Below are 19,620 nucleotides of genomic sequence, written 5' to 3'. Positions count from 1 at the left end.
ATCGCGCCATGGACTTGCCTTTGTTCTGCGACAAATCAGCAAACACAGGCACTTACGCATTTGGCACGCTCTCTGCAAAGCAGAGGCTATAAGCAGCGGAATGGTTCTGCTGCTTGGTTCAGCAAGGAATTCGACATGATCAACTATGCCAATGCTCAGCGCGTTGCGGTCTCCTTCTTCGGCGCACTCGTCTTCGCCGCCGTCGCAATCAGCGCCGCCGTCCCAGTCCTTCCCATCGTCTGAGCGCCTGCTCCCGGAGCATCCCGATGAACCATCTGTCCTTGACCCGACGCTTCGCCTGCACCCTCCCTCCCCTTGCGATCGGCCTTGCGACCTTCGCCGCGACGGTCGCCTTGATCCTGACGCCGTCGGGCACCGGCATCGCCTGAGGACACGCGCCGCGCAGATAATCCAGCATCCTCAGCTCGCCGGTCTCGGTGGGCAACCACCGGGCCGGAGCACGGCCGTACCGCCGCTGTACCACCGGCTGCGGTTTATCGCACCGTCCTGATAACAGACTTCGCCCTTGCCCGACGCGGCATCGACGAGAAGCGTCCAGTTGCGGTTGCCGCAATCGTGCGCCGCGCAGCCCCAGGTCGCCACGCGGCTGCCGACCTGGAAGATGGGAGTCCGCGGACCCGCATTGTGGATGATCGCGCGCCGCAGCGCCGCATCGTTCACCGCACCGTCGAGCGCGGTCGCGACTTCGGTGCGATCGAAGAAGCCGACGCCATCGACCGGCTGATCCGGATAACGGCCGATATAGGCGGTGAGCGGCACGGTCTGCGCCTGACCGGGAACGGGCGAGGGCGCCTGGGTCGGTGGCGGTACGAAGCCGGCCGCAGTGCTGTTCGACGGCGGCGAGTCCGCGGCGCCACAGGCCGAAAGGATCATGCAGCTACTCAGGGTCATCAGAATATGGCGCAAGGCAATCCCTTCCCAGTGTGAACGCGTCTCGGGCAACGCGGTTGCGGTAGGCCGCCGGCTCAATTATCGGACAAAAAACGGAGGACGAGGATGCCACGGATCACACGCCGCGATCTGATCGCGACCGGCAGCATTGCGCTGGCCGGTTCCGGACTTGCCATGAGCGCCGCCGGGCATGCCGCCACGGATAGGCCGGTGCAGCGGCGCGAGCGGCTGGCGCGGTGGCGCTTCCACCTGGGCCACGCGTCCGACCTCGATCGCGACTTCGGTTTCGGGCGCAACCAGCGGACCTTTGCCAAAGCCGGCGCGGCGACCGCCGATGCGGCGCTGCCCGCCTTCGACGATTCCGCATGGACGGCGGTGCGCGTGCCGCACGACTGGGCCGTCGCGCTGCCCTTCGCCTCACCTGCCGCACCTGCACCCAAGGACAGCGAGGATGCAGTCGCCGCGCACGGCTTCAAGGCGATCGGCCGCGCGCATCCCGCCAACAGCATCGGCTGGTATCGCTGCCCTATCGCCGTGACCGCGGCGGACCGGGGGCGGCGCATCGTGCTGGCGTTCGACGGGGTGTTCCGCGACTGCCTGGTGTTCGTCAACGGTCATATCGTGGGTCGCAACGAGAGCGGCTACGCGCCGTTCGAAGTCGCGATCGGCGACTTCCTCGATTATGATGGCGGCGCCAATGTGATCGCAGTGCGCGTCGACGCAACCCTGGGGGAGGGGTGGTTCTACGAGGGTGCCGGCATCTACCGCCACGTGGATCTCATCCGCACCGATCCGCTGCACATCCCCGAATCGGGGATCGTTATAGTGGGCGAACCCGGTGCCGAGGGCGCGCGGGTGTCGGCGGCGACCGACATCGTCAACGACGGTGCGGGCGAGGCTTCGGGCGTGCTGCGGCAATGGATCACCGGAGCCGATGGCGCGACCGTCGCGACGCTGCCCGAAGTCGCGTTCCGCATCGCCGCAGGCGAGACCGCGCACGTGGAGGCGCAGGCGCGCGTGCCCGCCGCAAAGCTGTGGTCGGTCGATTCGCCCAACCTCTATCGCCTGCACGCCGAACTGCGCGTCGGCACCCGCATCGTCGATGCGCACGAAGCCCGCTTCGGCATCCGCACGATCCGGTTCGATGCGGCGCGCGGGTTCCTGCTCAACGGGCAGCCGGCCAAGCTGCTCGGCACGTGCAATCATCAGGATCATGCCGGCGTCGGCACCGGCATTCCCGATGCGCTCCACGCCTGGCGCGTCGCGCAGTTGAAGGCGATGGGATCGAACGCGTGGCGCAGCGCGCACAACCCGCCCGCCACCGCGCTGCTCGACGCGTGCGACGAAGCGGGCATGCTGATGATCGTCGAGGCGCGGCTGAACAGCAGCGACGACGAGGCCGCGAGCCAGCTCGACCGCATCGTGCGGCGCGACCGCAACCACCCGTGCGTCATCGCCTGGAGCCTGGGCAACGAGGAGCCGCAGCAGGGGAGCGCCAAGGGTGCGCGGATCACCGCGGCGATGCAAGCCCATGTGCGCCGGCTCGACCCGACGCGCCCGACGACCTTCGCCTTCGACAACAGCTGGGATGCGGGCGCGGCACGGGTCGTCGATGTCGTCGGCTTCAACTACCGCACCGATAAGATGGAGGCGTTCCACGCGGCGTCGCCGACAGTGCCGATCTATGGGTCGGAAACCGGCAGCACCGTGTCCACTCGCGGTGCCTATGCCAATGATGCCGCCGCCCACGTCGTGCGGGCCTATGACACCGAACATCCGTGGTGGGCATCGACCGCGGAAGCCTGGTGGACAATCGCCGCCGAGCGTTCGTACATCGCGGGCGGGTTCATCTGGACCGGGTTCGATTACCGCGGCGAGCCGACGCCTTTTGCGCAATTCCCGAGTATTTCCAGCTATTTCGGTGTGCTGGACACCTGTGGCTTTCCCAAGGACAATTACTTCTACTATCGCGCGTGGTGGCGGCCGGAACAGCCCTTGGTCCACCTGCTGCCGCACTGGACATGGCCTGGGAAAGACGGCCAACCCGTGGAGGTTTGGGTCCACGGCAATTGTGCCGAGGTCGAACTCCTGCTGAACGGCCGCTCGCTGGGGCGCAAGGCGATGCCGCGCAACCGTCACCTGGCGTGGAGCGTTCCCTACGCGCCCGGCAAGCTGGAGGCGCGCGGCTTCGATGGTGGGCGGCGCGTCGCGCGCGACGTGCGCGAGACCGCGGGGCGCGCTGCGGCGGTGGTGCTGACCGCCGACAAGAGGATCGCGCGGGCGGGTGGCGACGATGTGGTGATGCTGCGCGCCGAGGTGGTCGATGCGCGCGGGCGCCCGGTACCCGATGCCGCGGACCTGCTGCGCTTCAAGGTGGCGGGGGATGCGGCAATCATCGGCGTCGGCAATGGCGATCCGACGAGCCTGGAGGCCGACGTGGCGAGCGAGCGCCGCGCGTTCCACGGGCTGGCGCAGGCGATCCTGCGTATCGGCGAGAGGGGTGGGCCGATGCTGGCGTCGGTCACCGCAGAGGGATTGCGCGGGGACAGCGTGCGATTGGTGGGAATGAAGGGCTGACCGCCCGAATATCGACCCGCGCGGATTCCTGCGGACACGCGCGAAAGGTAATGAAGGTAACGCAAATACGCATCGGACGTGTGCGAAAGGTCACTGGAAAGTCACATCCTACACGGGGTCTTCGCCGGCGCGGGGGGCGATCTCGACGAAGGTGACGCGTGCGGTCGTGCGCACGTCGAAATGCGTGGCGGATGTCATGCTTGTCGATGAGAAAGAGCAGGTGCCAGACGATCCGAGTCGCGGCAACGATTGCACGGCTTGCGGGTTGTAGGACAGCTGCACCTGGCAGGCTCGCCTGCTGCGGACGCTTACTTCACCGCCGCCAGCGCCGCCACGAACTTTCCCGCCCGCGCGCCCACCTCGTCCGCCTCCATACCCGGTGCGTAGAGTGCAGATCCGAGGCCAAACCCTGCCGCGCCCACTTTCGTCCATTCCGCCAGCACCTCCGGCACGATGCCGCCGACGGGGAGAACCCGCGTCTCCTTTGGCAGGATCGCGCGCATGGCCTTGAGCACGGCGGGGCTGGCGGCTTCGGCGGGGAAGAGTTTGAGGGCGGCGGCGCCGGCTTCGAGGGCGACGAAGGCTTCGGTGGGCGTCGCGATGCCGGGCATCGCGACGTACCCCCGCTCTGCGGCTGCTGCGATAACCCGGACGTCGGCATTTGGCGCGATGATGACCGTGCCTCCCGCCGCGCCGACCGCATCGACGTCCGCGACGCGCAGCACGGTGCCCGCGCCGATGATCGCGCGGCCTTCGAGCCGTTTCGCCAGGCGCGCGATGCTGTCCAGCGGGTCGGGCGAGTTCATAGGAACTTCGATGATCGTGAAGCCTGCGCCGACCAGTGCATCGCCGATCGCCTCCACCTCGTCGGGCTTCACCCCGCGCAGGATGGCGACGAGCGGGCAGCGCGCGAAGGCGGCGTCGAAATCGGCACGGTGCTTCATGCGGTCATCTCCCGGATACGTGTGATGCCCGCGACGAACGACGCCCGGCTGCCGACGATATGCGGCGTGCCGCCCAGCGCGGTGACCGCGGCGGAATACAGGTCGCTCAGCGGCGGATCGGCGAGGATGTACACTGTTTCGCTCGAGACGATCCGCGCCGCGACGTCGCCACCGATAAGCAGGCCGCTGGCGAACGAGGTTGCATCCTCCTTCGCGCCCAGCACCGCGCGCGCGCGGATGGCGAAGAGGCTGGCGGCCAGATCGTGGCGCGCACCCTCCGCGACGCCGGCGAGGAACGCGTCATTGGCTTGGGCCGTCCCGTCCATCTGATGGCGCAACAGGCTGTGGGCGCGCAGCAGCGAGAACAATTCGCCGGTCATCGCGGTGGTGAAGCCGGTGATCCGCCCACCTTCCAGCCGCGCCCATTTGCAATGCGTGCCGGGCTGGGCGAGCAGGCCGTCGGCGGGCACGCTGCCGGCCGCGAAAGCGCCGAGCAATTGCACCTCCTCCCCGCGCATCACGTCGGCGCGCACCGCATCGCGATAGCAGAGGCCGGGGACGATCGCGGTGCGATCGTCGACGTAATCCAGCGCGGCGACGATCTCCTCGAACCCGGCCGGCGCCGCGACATAGGGTACCTGACGCCAGCCGATCGTCGATCCGACCATGCCGGCGAGCAGCATCGGCAGCTCGCCGAGCCGTGCGCGAATCCCGGCCACCTCGGCCGGATAGTCGTCGCGCGGCACCATCGCGGCGCCGTGATCGTCGCGCTCGGTTGCGACGACCGCGCCTTCCCGGATGACGAAGGCGCGCCGGTTCGTCGTGCCCCAGTCGACTGCGATGAAGGCGTCGCTCATCTTACCGCCCCGTCGCGTGCGTGCGACATCTCTCACCACCCCGTCGCGTGTGCGCGACATCTGCTACCACCACGTCGCGTAGAGTGCGATCAGGATCAGGATCACCGCGACTCCTCCTGCATTGAACCCGGCCGTCGTGGTGAAGTTAACGCCCTGCATCGTGATGCGGTTGCTGTTGGCGCGCGCGTTCACCACCAGCGACAGCACGACCGCCAGCGCCAGCGAGATCAGGAAGACCACGCTCATCCGGTTCATGAACGGGAATTCGGGCAGGAATTGATAGAAGAGGAAGGAGACGACGACCGACGCCACCGCCGCGGCGATTGCCCCTGCCTCGTTGGCGCGCTTCCAGAACAGGCCGAGCAGGAAGATCACCGTGATCCCCGGCGTGAAGAAGCCGGAGAATTCCTGGATGAACTGGAACGCCTGGTCCGACTGCCCGATCAGCGGCCGTGCCGTCAGCATCGCGATGACGATCGCAACGCAGGCGGTGATCCGGCCGACGAGCACCAGCTTGCGCTCGCCGCCGGCTCGGCCGGACACGTCGTCCTCGGCCAGCGTGGGAATCTTGCGGTATTTGGCATAGAGATCGAGCGTGAAGATGGTCGCGATCGAGTTGATCTTGGACGCGGTCGAGGCGACGATCGCCGCGATCAGCGCCGCGAACACCAGCCCGAGCAGCCCCGGCGGCAGCAGTCGCAGCATCGTCGGATACGCCTGGTCGGGCCGCGCGAGATCGGGGGCGAGCACCACCGCGGCGATGCCGGGTACGACGATGACCAGCGGCATCAGCAGTTTCAGGAAGGCGGCGAACACCACGCCCTTCTGCGCCTCGGCCAGGCTCTTGGCGGCCAGCGCGCGCTGGATGATATACTGGTTGAACCCCCAATAGCTGAGATTGGCGATCCACATGCCGCCGATCAGCACCGCGAGGCCGGGCAGTTCCCTGTAATGCGGGTTGTCCGGCGACAGGATCATGTCGAAATGGCCGGGCGCCCGCCGGGCCAGTTCGGTGAAGCCGCCGATGATCCCCGCATCGCCGCCGATCTTGCCGAGCGTCAGCGCGGACACCAGCAGCCCGCCGGCGACCAGCAGCGTCACCTGGACGATATCGGTCAGCGCGACCGCCTTCAGCCCGCCCTTGATCTGGTAGAGCAAGGCGAAGGCGCCGAGCGCGAACAGCGCGACATTCTGGTCGACGCCCGCGACCTGGTTGACCGCTATCGAACCGAGCCAGATGATCGAGGTGAGGTTCACGAAGATATAGAGCGCCAGCCAGAACAGCGCCATGATCGTGCGGATCGACGGGCCGTACCGCTGTTCCAGGAACTGCGGCATCGTGTAGATTTCGTTGCGCAGGAAGATCGGCAGGAAAAATTTGCCGACGATCAGCAGCGTCAGCGCCGCCATCCATTCATAGGACGCGATCGCCAGCCCGATCGCATAGCCCGACCCCGCCATGCCGACGATCTGTTCGGCGGAGATGTTGGCCGCGATCAGCGACGCGCCGATCGCCCACCACGGCAGCGATTTGGACGCCAGGAAATAGTCCGACGAATCCTTAGGTTTCCCCGCCTTCTCGCGGCTGACCCATTGCGCCAGCACGAAGATGAAGACCGCATAGGCCGCCACCACCACGATATCGATCGTCGACAAGGTCACGTGCCCATCCCCTTTTCGTAAGGGATAGCGCAGGCGCGGGAGGGGGCCAAGCAATTATCGGATCATTGCTGGTCCGCTCGTCGCCGCGAAATGGCCGTCACCCGGGAATGTTCGGGCGTTGTCCGTTACGGATAGTCCGTCACCCCGGCGCAGGCCGGGGTCCATCGCGCGGCAGGCGCCTTCCATAGAGGTTCCAAGTTCTTCGCTTGCTGACCGATGGACCCCCGCCTGCGCCGGGGTGACCGAGGGCGCGGGGCCAAGCGCGTGGGCGCGGGCGCGGCGCGCGGATCTACCGCCCCAGGGCGATGAACCGCTGCAGGTGAAAGTCCTCGTCGCCGAGCTGGTGGTCGATCATCACCAGCCGCTTGACGTAATGCGACACCGCATATTCCCAGGTCATGCCGATGCCGCCGTGCATCTGCACCGATTCCTCGGCTACCATCTGCCCGGTGCGCCCGATCGTGTATTTTGCTGCCGCCAGCGCGCGTGCGCGCGCCTTCGCGTCGGTGGCGTCGAAGGCGACCGCGGCGTTGATGACGCTGGAGCGTGCCTGTTCGATTTCGAGCAGCACGTCGGCCATGCGGTGCTGGAGCGCCTGGAACTTGCCGATCGGCACGCCGAACTGCTTGCGGTCGCGTAAGTAGCCGAGCGTCGCCTCCTTGACGAATTCCATCGCGCCGACGCTTTCGGCCGACAGCGCCAGCAACCCCGCCTCGATCGCCGCATCGCGCGCCGCGGCGCCGCCGATGCGGGTCGCGGCGACGCCGTCCAGCGTCACCTCGCCCGCCGCGCCGCCGTCGATCAGGTTATAGCTGCGCACCGATACGCCCGCGGCATCGGCGGGGACGAGGAACACGTCGTCGCCCGCGGTCACCACGAACACCTGCGCCGCGCCAGCCTGCGGCACGACCGCCTTGGTGCCGGACAGCCGCCACCCGTCGCCGTCCGCCGTCGCGGTGACCGGCGTCGCGGAATCGTCGTCGGCGAAGGCGGCGATCGTCTCGCCCGCGACGATGCCCGCCAGCACCGCGTCCTGCCCGCCCGCCGCGGCGAGCGCGCGGCCCGCCATCAGCGCGCCGAGCACCGGCTCGACGCTGAGCGCGCGGCCCAGCGCCTCGAACACCACCATGATGTCGAAGCCGCTGCCGCCGAAGCCGCCGGCGCTCTCGTCGAACAGCGCGCCGATAACGCCCAATTCGCTCAGTTGTGCCCAGGCGGCGGCGTCATAGCCGGTCTCGCCATAAGCGCCGCGGTTGCGCGTCTCGATCGGATAGGTGTCGCCGAGCGCGCGCGCCAGCATGTCGCCCAGCATCCGCCGGTCGTCGGTGTGGTCGAAATTCATAGCCCCAGGATCGCTTTCGAGATGATGTTCTTCTGGATTTCGTTCGATCCGCCGAAGATCGACAGCTTGCGGTTGTTGAAATAGCCCGGCGCCGCGGTCTGCGCGTCGGCGGGGCCGACGGGTTCGCCGTTCCACCCCGATTCCAGCGCTTCCGGGATATAGGGCGCGGCATAGGCGCCATAGGCGCGCCTGGTCAGCGCGGTGATCTCCTGGCGGATTTCGGTGCCCTTGATCTTGAGCATCGAGCTTTCCGCCCCCGGCACGCCGCCGCCCGCGACCGCGGCGATGACGCGCAAATTGGTCGTCTGCATGTTGGCCAGGTCGATCTCGACGCGGGCGATGCGCGCGGCGAACAGCGGATCGTCGATCTTGCGCTGCTCCAGTGCGACCTCCCTCAACCGCGCCATCGCCGCCAGCGAAAAGCCGACGCCGGCGATGTTGGTGCGTTCATAGGTCAGCAGGTATTTGGCGTAGGTCCAGCCCTGGTTCTCCTCGCCGACCAGATTGGCGACGGGGACGCGCACGTCGGTGAAGAACACCTCGTTCACCTCGGCCTCGCCGTCGAGCAAGGTGATCGGACGCACGTCGATGCCGGGGGTGTCCATGTCGATCAGCAGGAAGGAGATGCCCTCCTGCTTCTTGGCCGCCGGATCGGTGCGGACGAGGCAGAAGATCTTGTCGGCATGCTGGCCCAGCGTCGTCCAGGTCTTCTGTCCGTTGACGACATAATGGTCGCCGTCCCTGACCGCGGTCGTCTTGAGGCCTGCCAGGTCGGAGCCGGCACCCGGTTCCGAATAGCCCTGGCACCACCAGTCGGTTCCGTCGAGGATACGCGGCAGCCAATGCGCCTTCTGCTCCTCCGAGCCGTATTTGATGAGCACGGGTCCGAGCATGTTCACCCCGAACGGCACGACGCGCGGTGCGTGGGCGAGCGCGGACTCGTTTTCGAAGATGAATCGTTCGATCACGCTCCATCCCGGTCCGCCATACCGTTCCGGCCAATGATTGGCGAGCCAGCCGCGTGTCGCGAGAATCGCGTGCCATTCCTCCATGTCCGCCTTTGTCAGCCTCTTGCCCTGACGGACCTGGCTGGAGAGACGTTCGGGCAGCTTTTCCTTGAAGAATGCGCGAACCTCGTCGCCGAACGCTTCTTCCTGGGGGGTGAACGACAGGTCCATGACCGACTCCTGATGTGATCGGGGCGACCATACCGCAAATTCGACGGCCGGTGCTACAGCGGATGTGCCCAGCCTCGTCGGGAACATGTCGTACGCGCGCATGTATGCCGCGCTTATGCCGCGCTCCGTCACCCCGGCGCAGGCCGGGGTCCATGATTCGGCAAGCGAAGAACGCGGAGCCTCTACGAACGCCGCCCGCCGCGCGATGGACCCGGCCTGCGCCGGGGTGACGAGGTATTGGTCAACGTGACAGCGCCAAACGGTTCGGGGGCGAGAGGGGTTGTTCGGCGGGCTGCATATCCTCATGCAGTGCTAATGACGACACTTTCAGGAATCCGGATCATCGAACTCGCCGGCATCGGCCCGGCGCCGTTCGCCGGCATGATGCTGGCCGATCACGGCGCGGAGGTGATCCGCATCGACCGCCCCGGCAGCCCCGACGACCGCAGCGACGTGCTACGCCGAGGACGAAAGTCGATCGCGCTGGACCTCAAGCGACCCGAGTCCATCACGATCGTTCGCGACCTCGCCCGGTCGGCAGACGGGGTGATCGAGGGATTCCGGCCCGGCGTGATGGAGCGCCTGGGGCTGGGACCGGACGTGCTGCTCGCCGACAATCCGCGGCTCGCCTATGGCCGGATGACCGGCTGGGGACAGACCGGGCCGCTGAGTGCACTGGCGGGGCACGATATCAATTATGCCGCGATCTCGGGCGTGCTCGGCGCGATCGGGCGGGCGGGGGAAGCGCCGGTGCCGCCGTTGAACCTGGTCGCTGATTTTGGCGGCGGCGGCATGTTGATGGCGTTCGCGATGACCGCGGCGATCCTGCATGCGCGCGGCGGCGGGACGGGGCAGGTGATCGACTGCGCGATGACGGAGGGGGCGTCGCTGCTGATGGCGATGATCTGGGGCTTTCGCGCCTCGGGCCGCTGGCACGATGATCGCGGCGCCAATCTGCTCGACACCGGCGCGCCGTTCTATGAAGTCTATGCGTGCAGCGACGGCGGCCATGTCGCGCTCGGGTCGATCGAGCCGCAATTCTACGCCGCTTTGCGTGCCAAGCTGGGGCTTGGCGAAGATGCCGCGTTCGACGCGCAGTTCGACCGCGCCCGCTGGCCCGTGCTCAAGGCGCGGCTGGCGGCGCTGTTCGCCACCCGCACCCGCGCCGAATGGGAGGAGGTTTTCGCCGGCGCCGATCTCTGCTTCGCCCCCGTGCTGACCTTTGCGGAAGCGCCGGTCCACCCCCATGCGGTCGCGCGCGGCAGTTTCGTCGCGCCCGGCGGCGTTACCCAGCCCGCGCCGGCGCCGCGGTTCTCCGTCACCCCAGCTCCACTCCCCAAAGCGCCACGTCTACCCGGTGCCGATGCTGCGGCATTGCTGCGCAGCATCGGCTATGACGACGCGCGTATCGCGGCGCTGACTGCCGAAAAGGTGATCGGCGCATGACGCGGCCCATCCGCAGCGCGCTCTACATGCCCGCCAGCAATCCGCGGGCAATCATGAAGGCGCGCGATCTCGCATGCGACGCGGTGATCCTGGACCTCGAAGATGCGGTCGCGCCCGAGGAGAAGCCGCGCGCGCGGGCGGCGGCGGTGGCCGCGGCGCGGGAAGGGGGGTTCGGTGGCCGTACCCTGGTCGTCAGGGTCAACGCGATCGACACCGAATGGGGCGCGGCCGATCTGGTCGCGGTCGCGGGCGTAGGGTTCGATGCGGTGCTCGTCCCCAAGGTGGATGGCCCCGGCGACGTCCATCGTTATGCGGCCGCGATCGGCGACACCGCCTTGTGGATCATGATCGAGACGTGCCGCAGCGTGTTCGCGCTCGAACCGCTCGCCGCGTGCGCGCATGATGCCGCGCTCACCACCTTCGTGCTGGGCACCAACGATCTGGCCAAGGAGATGCGCGCGCGGCTCACGCCCGAGCGTGCGCCGTTCCTGCCCTTCCTGGCGCATGCGGTCGCGGCGGCACGCATCCACGGGCTGAGCGTGCTCGACGGGGTGTACAATGCGATCGACGATGCGGACGGCTTCGCGCGTGCCTGTGCGCAGAGCGTGGAATACGGCTGCGACGGGCGCACGCTCATCCATCCCTCGCAGATCGCGGCATGCAACGCCGCCTTCTCGCCGGGCGAGGCCGAGATCGCGCATGCCTGCGCGATCGTCGCTGCGTTCGATCTGCCCGAGAACCGCGACAAGGGCGCAGTGCGGGTCGGCGGCGCGATGGCCGAACGGCTCCACCTTGCCGAGGCGCAGCGAACGCTGGCGCTGGCGGAACGCTAATAGGCGTTCGCGCTTTGAGGGTGGACGGCACCGGAGACGCGCATGGACGACGGGATTTGAGCAACGCACGCTGGCCGAGCCGCCTGTGGATCGTCCGCCACGGCGAAAGCGCGGGCAATGTCGCGCGCGATGCCGCGCATGCGAGCGGCGCGACCCGGATCGCGCTCGACATCCGCGATGTCGATGTGCCGCTGTCGCCGCGTGGCGAGGATCAGGCGCGCGCGCTGGGGCGCTGGTTCGCGGACGCCCCGGACGACCGGCCGCAGGTGCTGCTCGTATCGCCGTATGTGCGTGCGCAGGCGACCGCGCAGCTGTTCGCAGACAGCGGTGGTATGGCGGATGACGCGGCGCCATGCGTGGACGAGCGGCTGCGCGAGAAGGAATTCGGCATCCTCGACGGGCTGACGACCGGAGGGATCGTCGAATTGCAGCCCGACCAGGCGGAGTTCCGCCGGCTGCTCGGTAAATTCTATCACCGGCCGCCGGGCGGCGAGAGCTGGTGCGACGTCATATTCCGGCTGCGTGCGGTGATGGACACCGTCGCGCTCCATCATGCGGGCAAGCCGGTGATGATCGTGGCGCATCAGGTCGTCGTGCTCTGCCTGCGCTATGTGATCGAGGGGATGAGCGAGGAGCAGATCCTGAGCATCGACCGCGAGGGCGACGTGGCCAATTGTTCGGTTACCGAATATCGGTTCGATCCCGGCGCAGCGGGCGATGGCGGCCTGGCGCTGGTCCGCTACAATGCGACCGCGCCGGTGGCGGAGGAGGCGACGGTCACCACAGAACCGGCGCGCAGCATCGGAGCCAGCGGATGATCCCTCTCGACAGCGCCTGGATCGCGCGGAACCCCGCGCCGGTCCACGAATCGGGCACTACCAAGAACAGCCGCGGCCGGGTGCTGGCGATCGGCGGCGCGGCGCAGGTGCCCGGCGCCTTGCGGCTGACAGGCGAGGCGGCGCTCAGGGCCGGGGCGGGCAAGTTGCAGGTGGCGACGATCGCGTCCGCGGCGTTGCTGCTCGGTATGGCGGTGCCCGAGGCCGGCGTCATCGCGCTGCCGGAGGAAGACGGCGAGATCGGCGCGTGCGGCGATGCGCTCGCCAAGCCGCTCGCGGCCTGCGACGCGCTGGTCGTCGGCCCCGGCATGAGCGATCCAGGCGCCGCGGGGCGCCTGTTGCGCCACTTGCTCACCGCAGCCGGTGACGACATCGCTCTGGTGGTCGATGCGACCGCGATTCCGGAACTGGCTTCCTGCCGCGATCTGATCGCGCGGTTCGCGGGGCGGATCGTCATCACGCCGCACCACGGCGAGATGGCCGCGCTGACCGCGGAGTCGGCGGATGCAATCGCGGCCGATCCCGAACACGCCGCGTTGCGCGTCGCACGGGACTATGGTGCGGTCGTGGTGCTGAAATCCGACGATACGGTGATCGCGGCACCCGACGACACCGTGCTTCATTACCTCGGCGGCGGCATCGGCCTGGCGACCGCTGGGTCGGGCGATGTGCTGGCGGGGGCGATCGCGGGGCTGCTGTCGCGCGGGGCGCCGCCCCTCGTCGCGGCGGGCTGGGGCGTCTGGCTCCACGGCCACGGCGGCCGCCGCGTCGCGACCCGGCGCGGACCGATCGGTTTCCTGGCGCGCGAATTGCCGGATGAATTTCCCAGGCTGCTGCCGCAATAAGGCCTTTTTCCGCGGTGCCTCGTCGCCGCCGTCATTTTGCAGGAGAAGATCATGCTCAATCCCGCGCTCGCACTGGCGTTGCCGCTGGCCCAGGCGCCGACTCATGCTCTGGCCGATCATGCCGCGGCGCAGGCGTGTTCGCTGGCGCCGGTCATCCCGGCCGAACTTGCGGGATGGGAGATGATGGCGCCGGTGGTCGCGGGCGCGGCGCCGGCGACGATCCGCATCGGCCAGGGTGCGCGCGCCACGTTGGTGCCGGGTGCGTCGGTAACCTATGCGCCGGCCCCGGCCAAGCCGGGCGCGACAGGCACCAGCGGCGGCGTCTTCGTTTTCGATGTGGCGACGGCCGGGCGCTACCGCGTGGCACTGGGGGCGGGCGCATGGATCGACGTGGTGCGCGGCAACCAGGCGGTCGCCTCGATCGCCCACGGCCATGGCCCCGCGTGCTCGCCGGTGAAGAAGACGGTCGATTTCGATCTGACGCCGGATCGGTACCGTCTTCAGGTCGCGGGCAGCCCGGTGGCGACGCTGCCGCTGATGATCGCTAGCTTGCGATAACCCCGTGTTTTGGACCCAGGAGGAAGCCGGCTAAGCGCCCGGCTTGACCGCGAGCAGCCCAGCGACCTTCGCCTTAAACGCCCGCAGCGCGCTGCCCGACAGCTGTCCGACCTGGGCGAAAGCGATGCTGCGTGGGTTGACGGAGGCGCCGTGCCGCCAGACTTCCCAGTGCAGATGAGGCCCCGTCGACATGCCGGTCGATCCGACATAGCCGATCACCTGGCCCGCGCGCACACGCGTGCCGCTGGCCACGGCGATGCGGCTCAGGTGGCCGTAGCCGCTGGCCAGGCCGCCGCTGTGGGTCAGCTTCACGAAATTGCCATAGCCCGCGTTGCGCCCTGCAGAGGCGACGATCCCGTCCATCGCGGCGTGGATCGGCGTGCCATGGGGGGCCCCGATGTCGAGCCCCTTGTGCATACGCAGAAAGCCGAGCAGCGGATGGTTGCGCATCCCGAAATTCGACGTGACCCGGCCCGCCACCGGCAGCGCCATCGTGCCGCGGCGCTCGGTCTGGCCGGCGGCGTCGAACCATTCCTTGCCCCGACCCCAGCGCATGAGCTGGACCCGTTTGCGGCCCTGATCGAGTCCCGCGAACAGTATTCCCCCGGTCTGCGTCTCGCCGGTAGCCGCGCGCTTGCGCTCCAGGATGATGTCGAACGTGTCCGCGGCGTCGACGTCTCGCCCGACCGACAGACGCGTGGCGAGCGCCTTGATATAACTTTCGACGACCTTGGCCGGGGCACCCGCGGCGCGTGCCGAGCGATAGAGGCTGGTGCCGACCAGCCCCTGGATGCGCCAGGGGGTATGGTCGATCGCGATCGGCTGGCGCGTCATCGTCAGCCCACTTCCCGCCCGGGTGAGCGTCACCGCCAAGTCGAAGCGCGCGCGCATCCGCAGCGATTCGAGCGGTCGCGCCACGGAGCGGCTCGGACGGCGGCCCAGCGTCAGTGCGATTCGCGTGCCCTGCGCGATGTCGCCCAGGCGCACTGTATCCGCGACCAGCGCGGCGGCGGCCCGCGCATCGGTGCGCCCGACCCCGGCGCGCACCAGCGCACGGTCGAACGCATCGCCTTCGCCCAAGGTGGCGGACAGTTCGACGAGGGGGCGCTCGGGCACTTCGGCAAGCGGGGCGACCAGGTCGTTGGCGGCCATGCGCCGGCCGGTATCGGCGCCCCAGGCGAGCGGGGCTATGCCCTGCGCGCGAGTCTCGTCCCAGGCCGCCCCGGCGAGCGGCGCGGACGTGGCGCCGGGAATGGCCTGCCAGCCAGGCGCCAGCCCTGCGGGAGACAATGCGATCGCCGCGGCGCATAGCGACAGGCACGTCGCCGCGCCGCGCCACCAGTCGCGCGTGCCGATCTGCGCGCCCAGATCCGGCACCCAATCGACCGCGAGCAGGCGATCCGACAGGGGGTGCATGGCGGGTGCGACGGGCGCAAAGCCACGGCCGAACGTGCGCGAGCCGCCGCCGGCAAGTTCCAGGCCCTGATCGGTCGGCATGAACACGGCGGACGTTCGATCCCTCTTCCACGTCGCCGTTCCCCCCGGCGTGGGTGTCAGCGTTGTGGAGGCAAGATGCTAAAGTCAAATTAACCCTCTCACCCAGCGACTTCGCCGGCGACGAAGCGTGGCGCATACGCGGCGGATCGCAGGCGCGACGATCCACCCCATTGCACGACCGTGCGCCACCGCCGATGTTGCGGGAATGACGGCGCGTAGCGAGATCACCGCGGTGCTGGGGCCGACCAACACCGGCAAGACCCACCTCGCGGTCGAGCGGATGTGCGGACATTCCAGCGGGATGATCGGCTTTCCGCTGCGCCTGCTGGCGCGCGAGGTCTATGACCGGGTGGTCGCGATCAAGGGTACCAAGCAAGTGGCGCTGGTCACCGGCGAGGAGAAGATCGTGCCGCCCGACGCGCGGTATTTCCTTTGCACCGCCGAAAGCATGCCCGCGCGTGAGGTCGGCTTCCTGGCGCTCGACGAAGCGCAACTGGGCGCGGATACCGAACGCGGCCATGTCTTTACCGATCGACTGCTGCGCGCGCGGGGGCGCGACGAGACGATGATCCTGGGGTCGTCGGCGCTGAAACCGATGATCCGCGCGCTGGTGCCAGAGGCGGAAATCGTCGAGCGGCCGCGCTTTTCGACGCTGACCTATGCGGGCGCCAAGAAGCTCAGCCGCCTGCCCAAGCGATCCGCGATCGTCGCGTTCAGCGCGGAGGAGGTCTATGCGGTCGCCGAGATGCTGCGGCGCCTGCGTGGCGGCGCGGCGGTGGTGATGGGGGCGCTGTCGCCGCGCACCCGCAACGCGCAGGTCGCGATGTTCCAGGCGGGCGAGGTCGATTATCTGGTCGCCACCGACGCGATCGGCATGGGGCTGAACATGGACGTGGCGCATGTCGCGTTTGCGGGCCTGAGCAAGTTCGACGGGCGGCGGCAACGGCGCCTCACGGTCGCCGAAATGGCGCAGATCGCCGGGCGCGCGGGGCGGCACCAGCGCGACGGCACGTTCGGCGCGCTGAGCGAGGAGGGGCCGGGCGCCTTCCTGCCCGAAGAGGTGCTGAGCATCGAGGCGCATCGCTTCCCGCGGCTCGACCATCTGTATTGGCGCGACGGCGAACCCGACACGACCAGCATCGACGCGCTCGTCGCCAGCCTGGAGCGCAAGCCCGAGCCGGGCGTGCTGCGCGCCGCGGCGCAGGCGATCGACCTGGCGGTGCTCAAGCGGCTGGCCGATGAGCCGTGGGTGCGCGACCGCGTGCGGCGCCCGGCGATGGTCGCGCGGCTGTGGGCGGCGTGCGGCATCCCCGATTTCGGCAAGGCGGGGATCGACCCGCATGCGCGCTTCGTGGCGCGGGTGTTCGGCTATCTTTCCGAAGGCCACGGCCATCTGCCGCACCAATGGTTCGCCGACGAGATCGCGCGGCTGGACACGATAGCGGGCGATGTCGAGACGATCGCCGGGCGCGTCGCGCATGTCCGCACCTGGGCCTATATCGCGCAACGTGGCGACTGGCTGGCCGATCCGGCGCATTGGGCGGAGCGGACGCGCGCCATCGAGGAGCGGCTGTCGGACGGGCTGCACGCGAGCCTCACCCAGCGTTTCGTCGACAAGCGCACGACCGCGCTGATCCGGCGGATCGGCAGCGATGCCGGCGTGCTGCCGGTGACGATCGGCGAGGGCGGCGCGGTGCTGGTCGAGGATCACGCCATAGGGCGGCTCGACGGGTTCCGCTTCACGCCCGAACCCGGCGCGCGGGCGGCGGACATGCGGATGCTGCTGGCCGCCGCCGAGAAGCGGCTGGCGGGGGAGCGCGGCAAGCGGGCCGCCGCACTGATCGCGTGCGAGGATGCCGCGCTGTCGGTGGACTCGACGGGCGTGATCCTGTGGGAGGGGCATGCCGTCGCCAGATTTGCGGCCGGGCGGTCGGTGGCGGCGCCGCGCGTTCTGGTCTACCGCGATCTCGATTGCCTCGACAAATCCGTGCGCGACGGTGTCGCGGTGCGGGTGACGCGCTGGGCGGCGGCGATGCTGGCGCGCAAGGCGCGCGGACTGGTCGCGCTGGCCGAAATGGCGCGCGATCCGGCCGCGACCGCCGCATTGCGAGTTGTCGCGCAACGAGTCGAGGCGGCGGGCGGGCTGATCGCGCGCCTGCCGATCCGCGCTGCGATCGAGGCACTCGAGCCGGATGAGCGGCGGCGGTTGCGGGGCGCCGGGCTGACCATCGGTGCGCTAGACCTGTTCGACGCGCGGTTGTTGAAGCCGGATGGCGCGCGCTGGCGGCGGATGTTGCTGACGTTGCGCGACGAGATGCTGCCGGTTGCCCCCGATGGCGCGACGGTGCTGCCGCGCGACGCGCCGGCGGCGATGCTGGCGGCGGGGTATCGGCCGTTAGGGCTGCAAGCGGTGCGCGTCGACCTGGTCGAGCGGATCGCGCGCGCCGCGCATGACGCCCGCAAGGGACGTGCGCCGTTCGCCCCCGATCCTGCGCTGGCGTTGTCGATGGGACTGGAGGCGGCGACTCTGGACCGGCTGATGAACGAGCTTGGCTTCAAGGGTCTGCCGGGGGACGTCGCCCGCTGGACGTGGCGCGGGCGGCCGCCTGCGCGCGCGGTTCCGGTCGTGCCGGTGCCGGGCAATGCCTTTGCGGGACTTGCGGAACTGGTCCGCAGTGTCTGAGCGCGGCGGGCAAAGCGGCGGCATGCGGCTCGACCGGTTCCTGTGGTTCGCGCGGGTGGCGAAAACACGCAGCGCCGCGCAGGCGATCGCCGCCGACGGCCGGGTCAGGATCGACGGGCGCGCCGTGGATCGGGCGCACGCCGCCGTACGAATCGGCAATGTGCTGACCTTCATCTGCAACGGTCGGGTGCGCGTGCTGCGCGTAGCCGCCCTCCCGCCGCGGCGCGGCCCGCCTCCCGAAGGGCGGGCCTGTTACGACGAGATCGAGGCCGCGCCGTAAGCGAAGATGGGGCTGTCCTTGACGATGCGGGGAACCGCGCATAGCAGCACCGCGTTCGCGCGCTTGAAGGTACACCGCTCCCATGACCTATGTCGTCACCGACGCCTGTATCCGCTGCAAGTACATGGACTGCGTCGAAGTGTGTCCGGTCGACTGCTTCTACGAAGGCGAGAACATGCTCGTCATCAACCCCAGCGAGTGTATCGACTGCGGCGTGTGCGAGCCGGAATGCCCCGCCGAGGCGATCCTGCCCGACACCGAAAGCGGGCTGGAGAAATGGCTGGAGCTGAACACCACCTTCTCCGCGCAATGGCCCAACGTCACCCGCAACGCCCAGCAGACCCCGCCCGACGCCGATGCGTTCAAGGGGTTGCCCGACAAGTTCGAAACCTATTTTTCGCCCGAACCCGGCAAGGGCGACTAAAGCGCCCGTGCGCCTGCCATGAGCAAGTCGGGTGAGCGGATCGAACCTAGTCTGGCAATTTTGTTGCGGAAGTGCTAAGGCATCGGCCAACGGGCGCACGGATGCGCGCGAGTGACGTTGACCATCCCTTTTCCGCGCAATCGCCAGGCGTACCGAATACCGGTCGCGCCGCCTGCGTGGACCATGTGAAAGGCTTTTCATGGCTGCCAAGCCCCTGTCCTTCGATGTCGGTGATTTCGTGGTATATCCCAAGCACGGCGTCGGCCGCGTGATCGAACTGCAGAAGCAGGAGATCGCGGGCCTCACCCTCGAACTCTACGTGCTGCGGTTCGAGAAGGAGCGGATGACGCTCCGCGTGCCGACCAACAAGGCCGAGAGCGTCGGCATGCGCAAGCTGTCGTCGGAGAAGACGCTGCGCGAGGCGCTGGATACGCTCAAGGGAAAGCCCAAGGTCAAGCGGACCATGTGGTCGCGCCGTGCCCAGGAATATGAGGCGAAGATCAATTCGGGCGACCTCGTGTCGATCGCCGAAGTGGTCCGCGATCTGTTCCGCGCCGACGATCAGCCCGAGCAGAGCTATTCCGAGCGGCAGATATTCGAGGCTGCGACTAGCCGGCTGGCGCGCGAACTCGCCGCGATGGAAGAGGTGGACGAGCCGCGCGCCCAGGAGAAAATCTTGGAGATCCTCCGCGCATCGGCCGCGATCTACAACAAGGAAAAGCCGGCCGCCTGAGCGCCGGCGTTTG

General features: G+C 68.6%; 18 protein-coding genes. 11 read left to right on the top strand and 7 right to left on the bottom strand.

Features of this window, described 5'->3' with window-relative positions; translation table 11 throughout:
- Positions 1–266 precede the first annotated feature (266 nt).
- Positions 267–389 (top strand): hypothetical protein, encoded by a 123-nt coding sequence (locus VF643_RS10365; protein ID WP_331043308.1) that lies wholly within the window; start codon positions 267–269, stop codon positions 387–389.
- A gap of 31 nt (positions 390–420) precedes the next feature.
- Here the strand turns inward: VF643_RS10365 and VF643_RS10360 are convergent, their stop codons facing one another.
- On the bottom strand, positions 421–912 hold the full coding sequence (locus VF643_RS10360) for a hypothetical protein (protein WP_331043307.1): 492 nt from the start codon (positions 910–912) through the stop codon (positions 421–423).
- Between the two features lie 105 nt (positions 913–1,017).
- Between VF643_RS10360 and galA the strand changes: the two genes are divergently transcribed.
- On the top strand, positions 1,018–3,489 hold the full coding sequence (gene galA, locus VF643_RS10355; RefSeq protein ID WP_331043306.1) for a beta-galactosidase GalA: 2,472 nt from the start codon (positions 1,018–1,020) through the stop codon (positions 3,487–3,489).
- A 308-nt stretch (positions 3,490–3,797) separates the two neighbouring features.
- On the opposite strand, the gene VF643_RS10350 is transcribed toward galA, so the two are convergent.
- The 5 genes from VF643_RS10350 to VF643_RS10330 all read right to left on the bottom strand — a co-directional run bounded on the left by VF643_RS10350 (position 3,798) and on the right by VF643_RS10330 (position 9,472).
- Positions 3,798–4,433 carry a 2-dehydro-3-deoxy-6-phosphogalactonate aldolase gene (locus tag VF643_RS10350; protein WP_331043305.1) on the bottom strand — a complete coding sequence of 212 codons (636 nt, stop codon included), beginning with the start codon at positions 4,431–4,433 and terminating at the stop codon, positions 3,798–3,800.
- Complete coding sequence (locus VF643_RS10345; RefSeq protein ID WP_331043304.1) at positions 4,430–5,290, bottom strand: 2-dehydro-3-deoxygalactonokinase; 861 nt, start codon at positions 5,288–5,290, stop codon at positions 4,430–4,432. The genes VF643_RS10350 and VF643_RS10345 overlap by 4 nt, the downstream gene beginning before the upstream one ends.
- 63 nt (positions 5,291–5,353) lie before the next feature.
- A complete protein-coding gene (locus VF643_RS10340; RefSeq protein WP_331043303.1) occupies positions 5,354–6,952 on the bottom strand; it encodes a sodium:solute symporter family transporter in 1,599 nt (532 codons plus the stop codon).
- Between the two features lie 289 nt (positions 6,953–7,241).
- A complete protein-coding gene (locus VF643_RS10335; RefSeq protein ID WP_331043302.1) occupies positions 7,242–8,294 on the bottom strand; it encodes an acyl-CoA dehydrogenase in 1,053 nt (350 codons plus the stop codon).
- On the bottom strand, positions 8,291–9,472 hold the full coding sequence (locus VF643_RS10330) for an acyl-CoA dehydrogenase family protein (RefSeq protein ID WP_331043301.1): 1,182 nt from the start codon (positions 9,470–9,472) through the stop codon (positions 8,291–8,293). The genes VF643_RS10335 and VF643_RS10330 overlap by 4 nt, the downstream gene beginning before the upstream one ends.
- Positions 9,473–9,787: 315 nt before the next feature.
- Between VF643_RS10330 and VF643_RS10325 the strand changes: the two genes are divergently transcribed.
- The 5 genes from VF643_RS10325 to VF643_RS10305 are packed head-to-tail and all read left to right on the top strand — an operon-like array spanning position 9,788 to position 13,990.
- Entirely contained in the window at positions 9,788–10,918 is a 1,131-nt protein-coding gene (locus VF643_RS10325) for a CaiB/BaiF CoA-transferase family protein (protein ID WP_331043300.1), read from the top strand.
- Entirely contained in the window at positions 10,915–11,751 is an 837-nt protein-coding gene (locus tag VF643_RS10320; RefSeq protein ID WP_331043299.1) for a CoA ester lyase, read from the top strand. The genes VF643_RS10325 and VF643_RS10320 overlap by 4 nt, the downstream gene beginning before the upstream one ends.
- Positions 11,752–11,807: 56 nt before the next feature.
- On the top strand, positions 11,808–12,569 hold the full coding sequence (locus VF643_RS10315) for a histidine phosphatase family protein (protein WP_331043298.1): 762 nt from the start codon (positions 11,808–11,810) through the stop codon (positions 12,567–12,569).
- The gene (locus VF643_RS10310) at positions 12,566–13,432 is read left to right on the top strand and encodes an NAD(P)H-hydrate dehydratase (protein ID WP_331043297.1); all 867 of its coding nucleotides are present in this window, start codon (positions 12,566–12,568) and stop codon (positions 13,430–13,432) included. The genes VF643_RS10315 and VF643_RS10310 overlap by 4 nt, the downstream gene beginning before the upstream one ends.
- Positions 13,433–13,483: 51 nt before the next feature.
- A complete protein-coding gene (locus VF643_RS10305; protein ID WP_331043296.1) occupies positions 13,484–13,990 on the top strand; it encodes a homogentisate 1,2-dioxygenase in 507 nt (168 codons plus the stop codon).
- 30 nt (positions 13,991–14,020) lie between these two features.
- On the opposite strand, the gene VF643_RS10300 is transcribed toward VF643_RS10305, so the two are convergent.
- Positions 14,021–15,493 (bottom strand): M23 family metallopeptidase, encoded by a 1,473-nt coding sequence (locus VF643_RS10300; RefSeq protein WP_414713840.1) that lies wholly within the window; start codon positions 15,491–15,493, stop codon positions 14,021–14,023.
- A gap of 199 nt (positions 15,494–15,692) precedes the next feature.
- On the opposite strand from VF643_RS10300, the gene VF643_RS10295 reads away from it, so the two are divergent.
- The 4 genes from VF643_RS10295 to VF643_RS10280 all read left to right on the top strand — a co-directional run bounded on the left by VF643_RS10295 (position 15,693) and on the right by VF643_RS10280 (position 19,607).
- On the top strand, positions 15,693–18,170 hold the full coding sequence (locus VF643_RS10295; RefSeq protein WP_331043326.1) for a helicase-related protein: 2,478 nt from the start codon (positions 15,693–15,695) through the stop codon (positions 18,168–18,170).
- Positions 18,171–18,192: 22 nt separating this feature from the next.
- Positions 18,193–18,450, top strand: coding sequence for a S4 domain-containing protein (locus VF643_RS10290; RefSeq protein WP_331043295.1), 258 nt, complete (start codon positions 18,193–18,195; stop codon positions 18,448–18,450).
- An 82-nt stretch (positions 18,451–18,532) separates the two neighbouring features.
- Entirely contained in the window at positions 18,533–18,874 is a 342-nt protein-coding gene (gene fdxA / locus VF643_RS10285) for a ferredoxin FdxA (protein WP_331043294.1), read from the top strand.
- A 199-nt stretch (positions 18,875–19,073) separates the two neighbouring features.
- Positions 19,074–19,607 carry a CarD family transcriptional regulator gene (locus VF643_RS10280; protein WP_331043293.1) on the top strand — a complete coding sequence of 178 codons (534 nt, stop codon included), beginning with the start codon at positions 19,074–19,076 and terminating at the stop codon, positions 19,605–19,607.
- Positions 19,608–19,620: the final 13 nt, after the last annotated feature.

This window comes from Sphingomonas sp. (assembly GCF_036387595.1).
GTDB lineage: Bacteria > Pseudomonadota > Alphaproteobacteria > Sphingomonadales > Sphingomonadaceae > Sphingomonas.
Note: the sequence above shows the minus strand (reverse complement) of the source record. Positions and strands in the feature narration are given on the sequence as shown.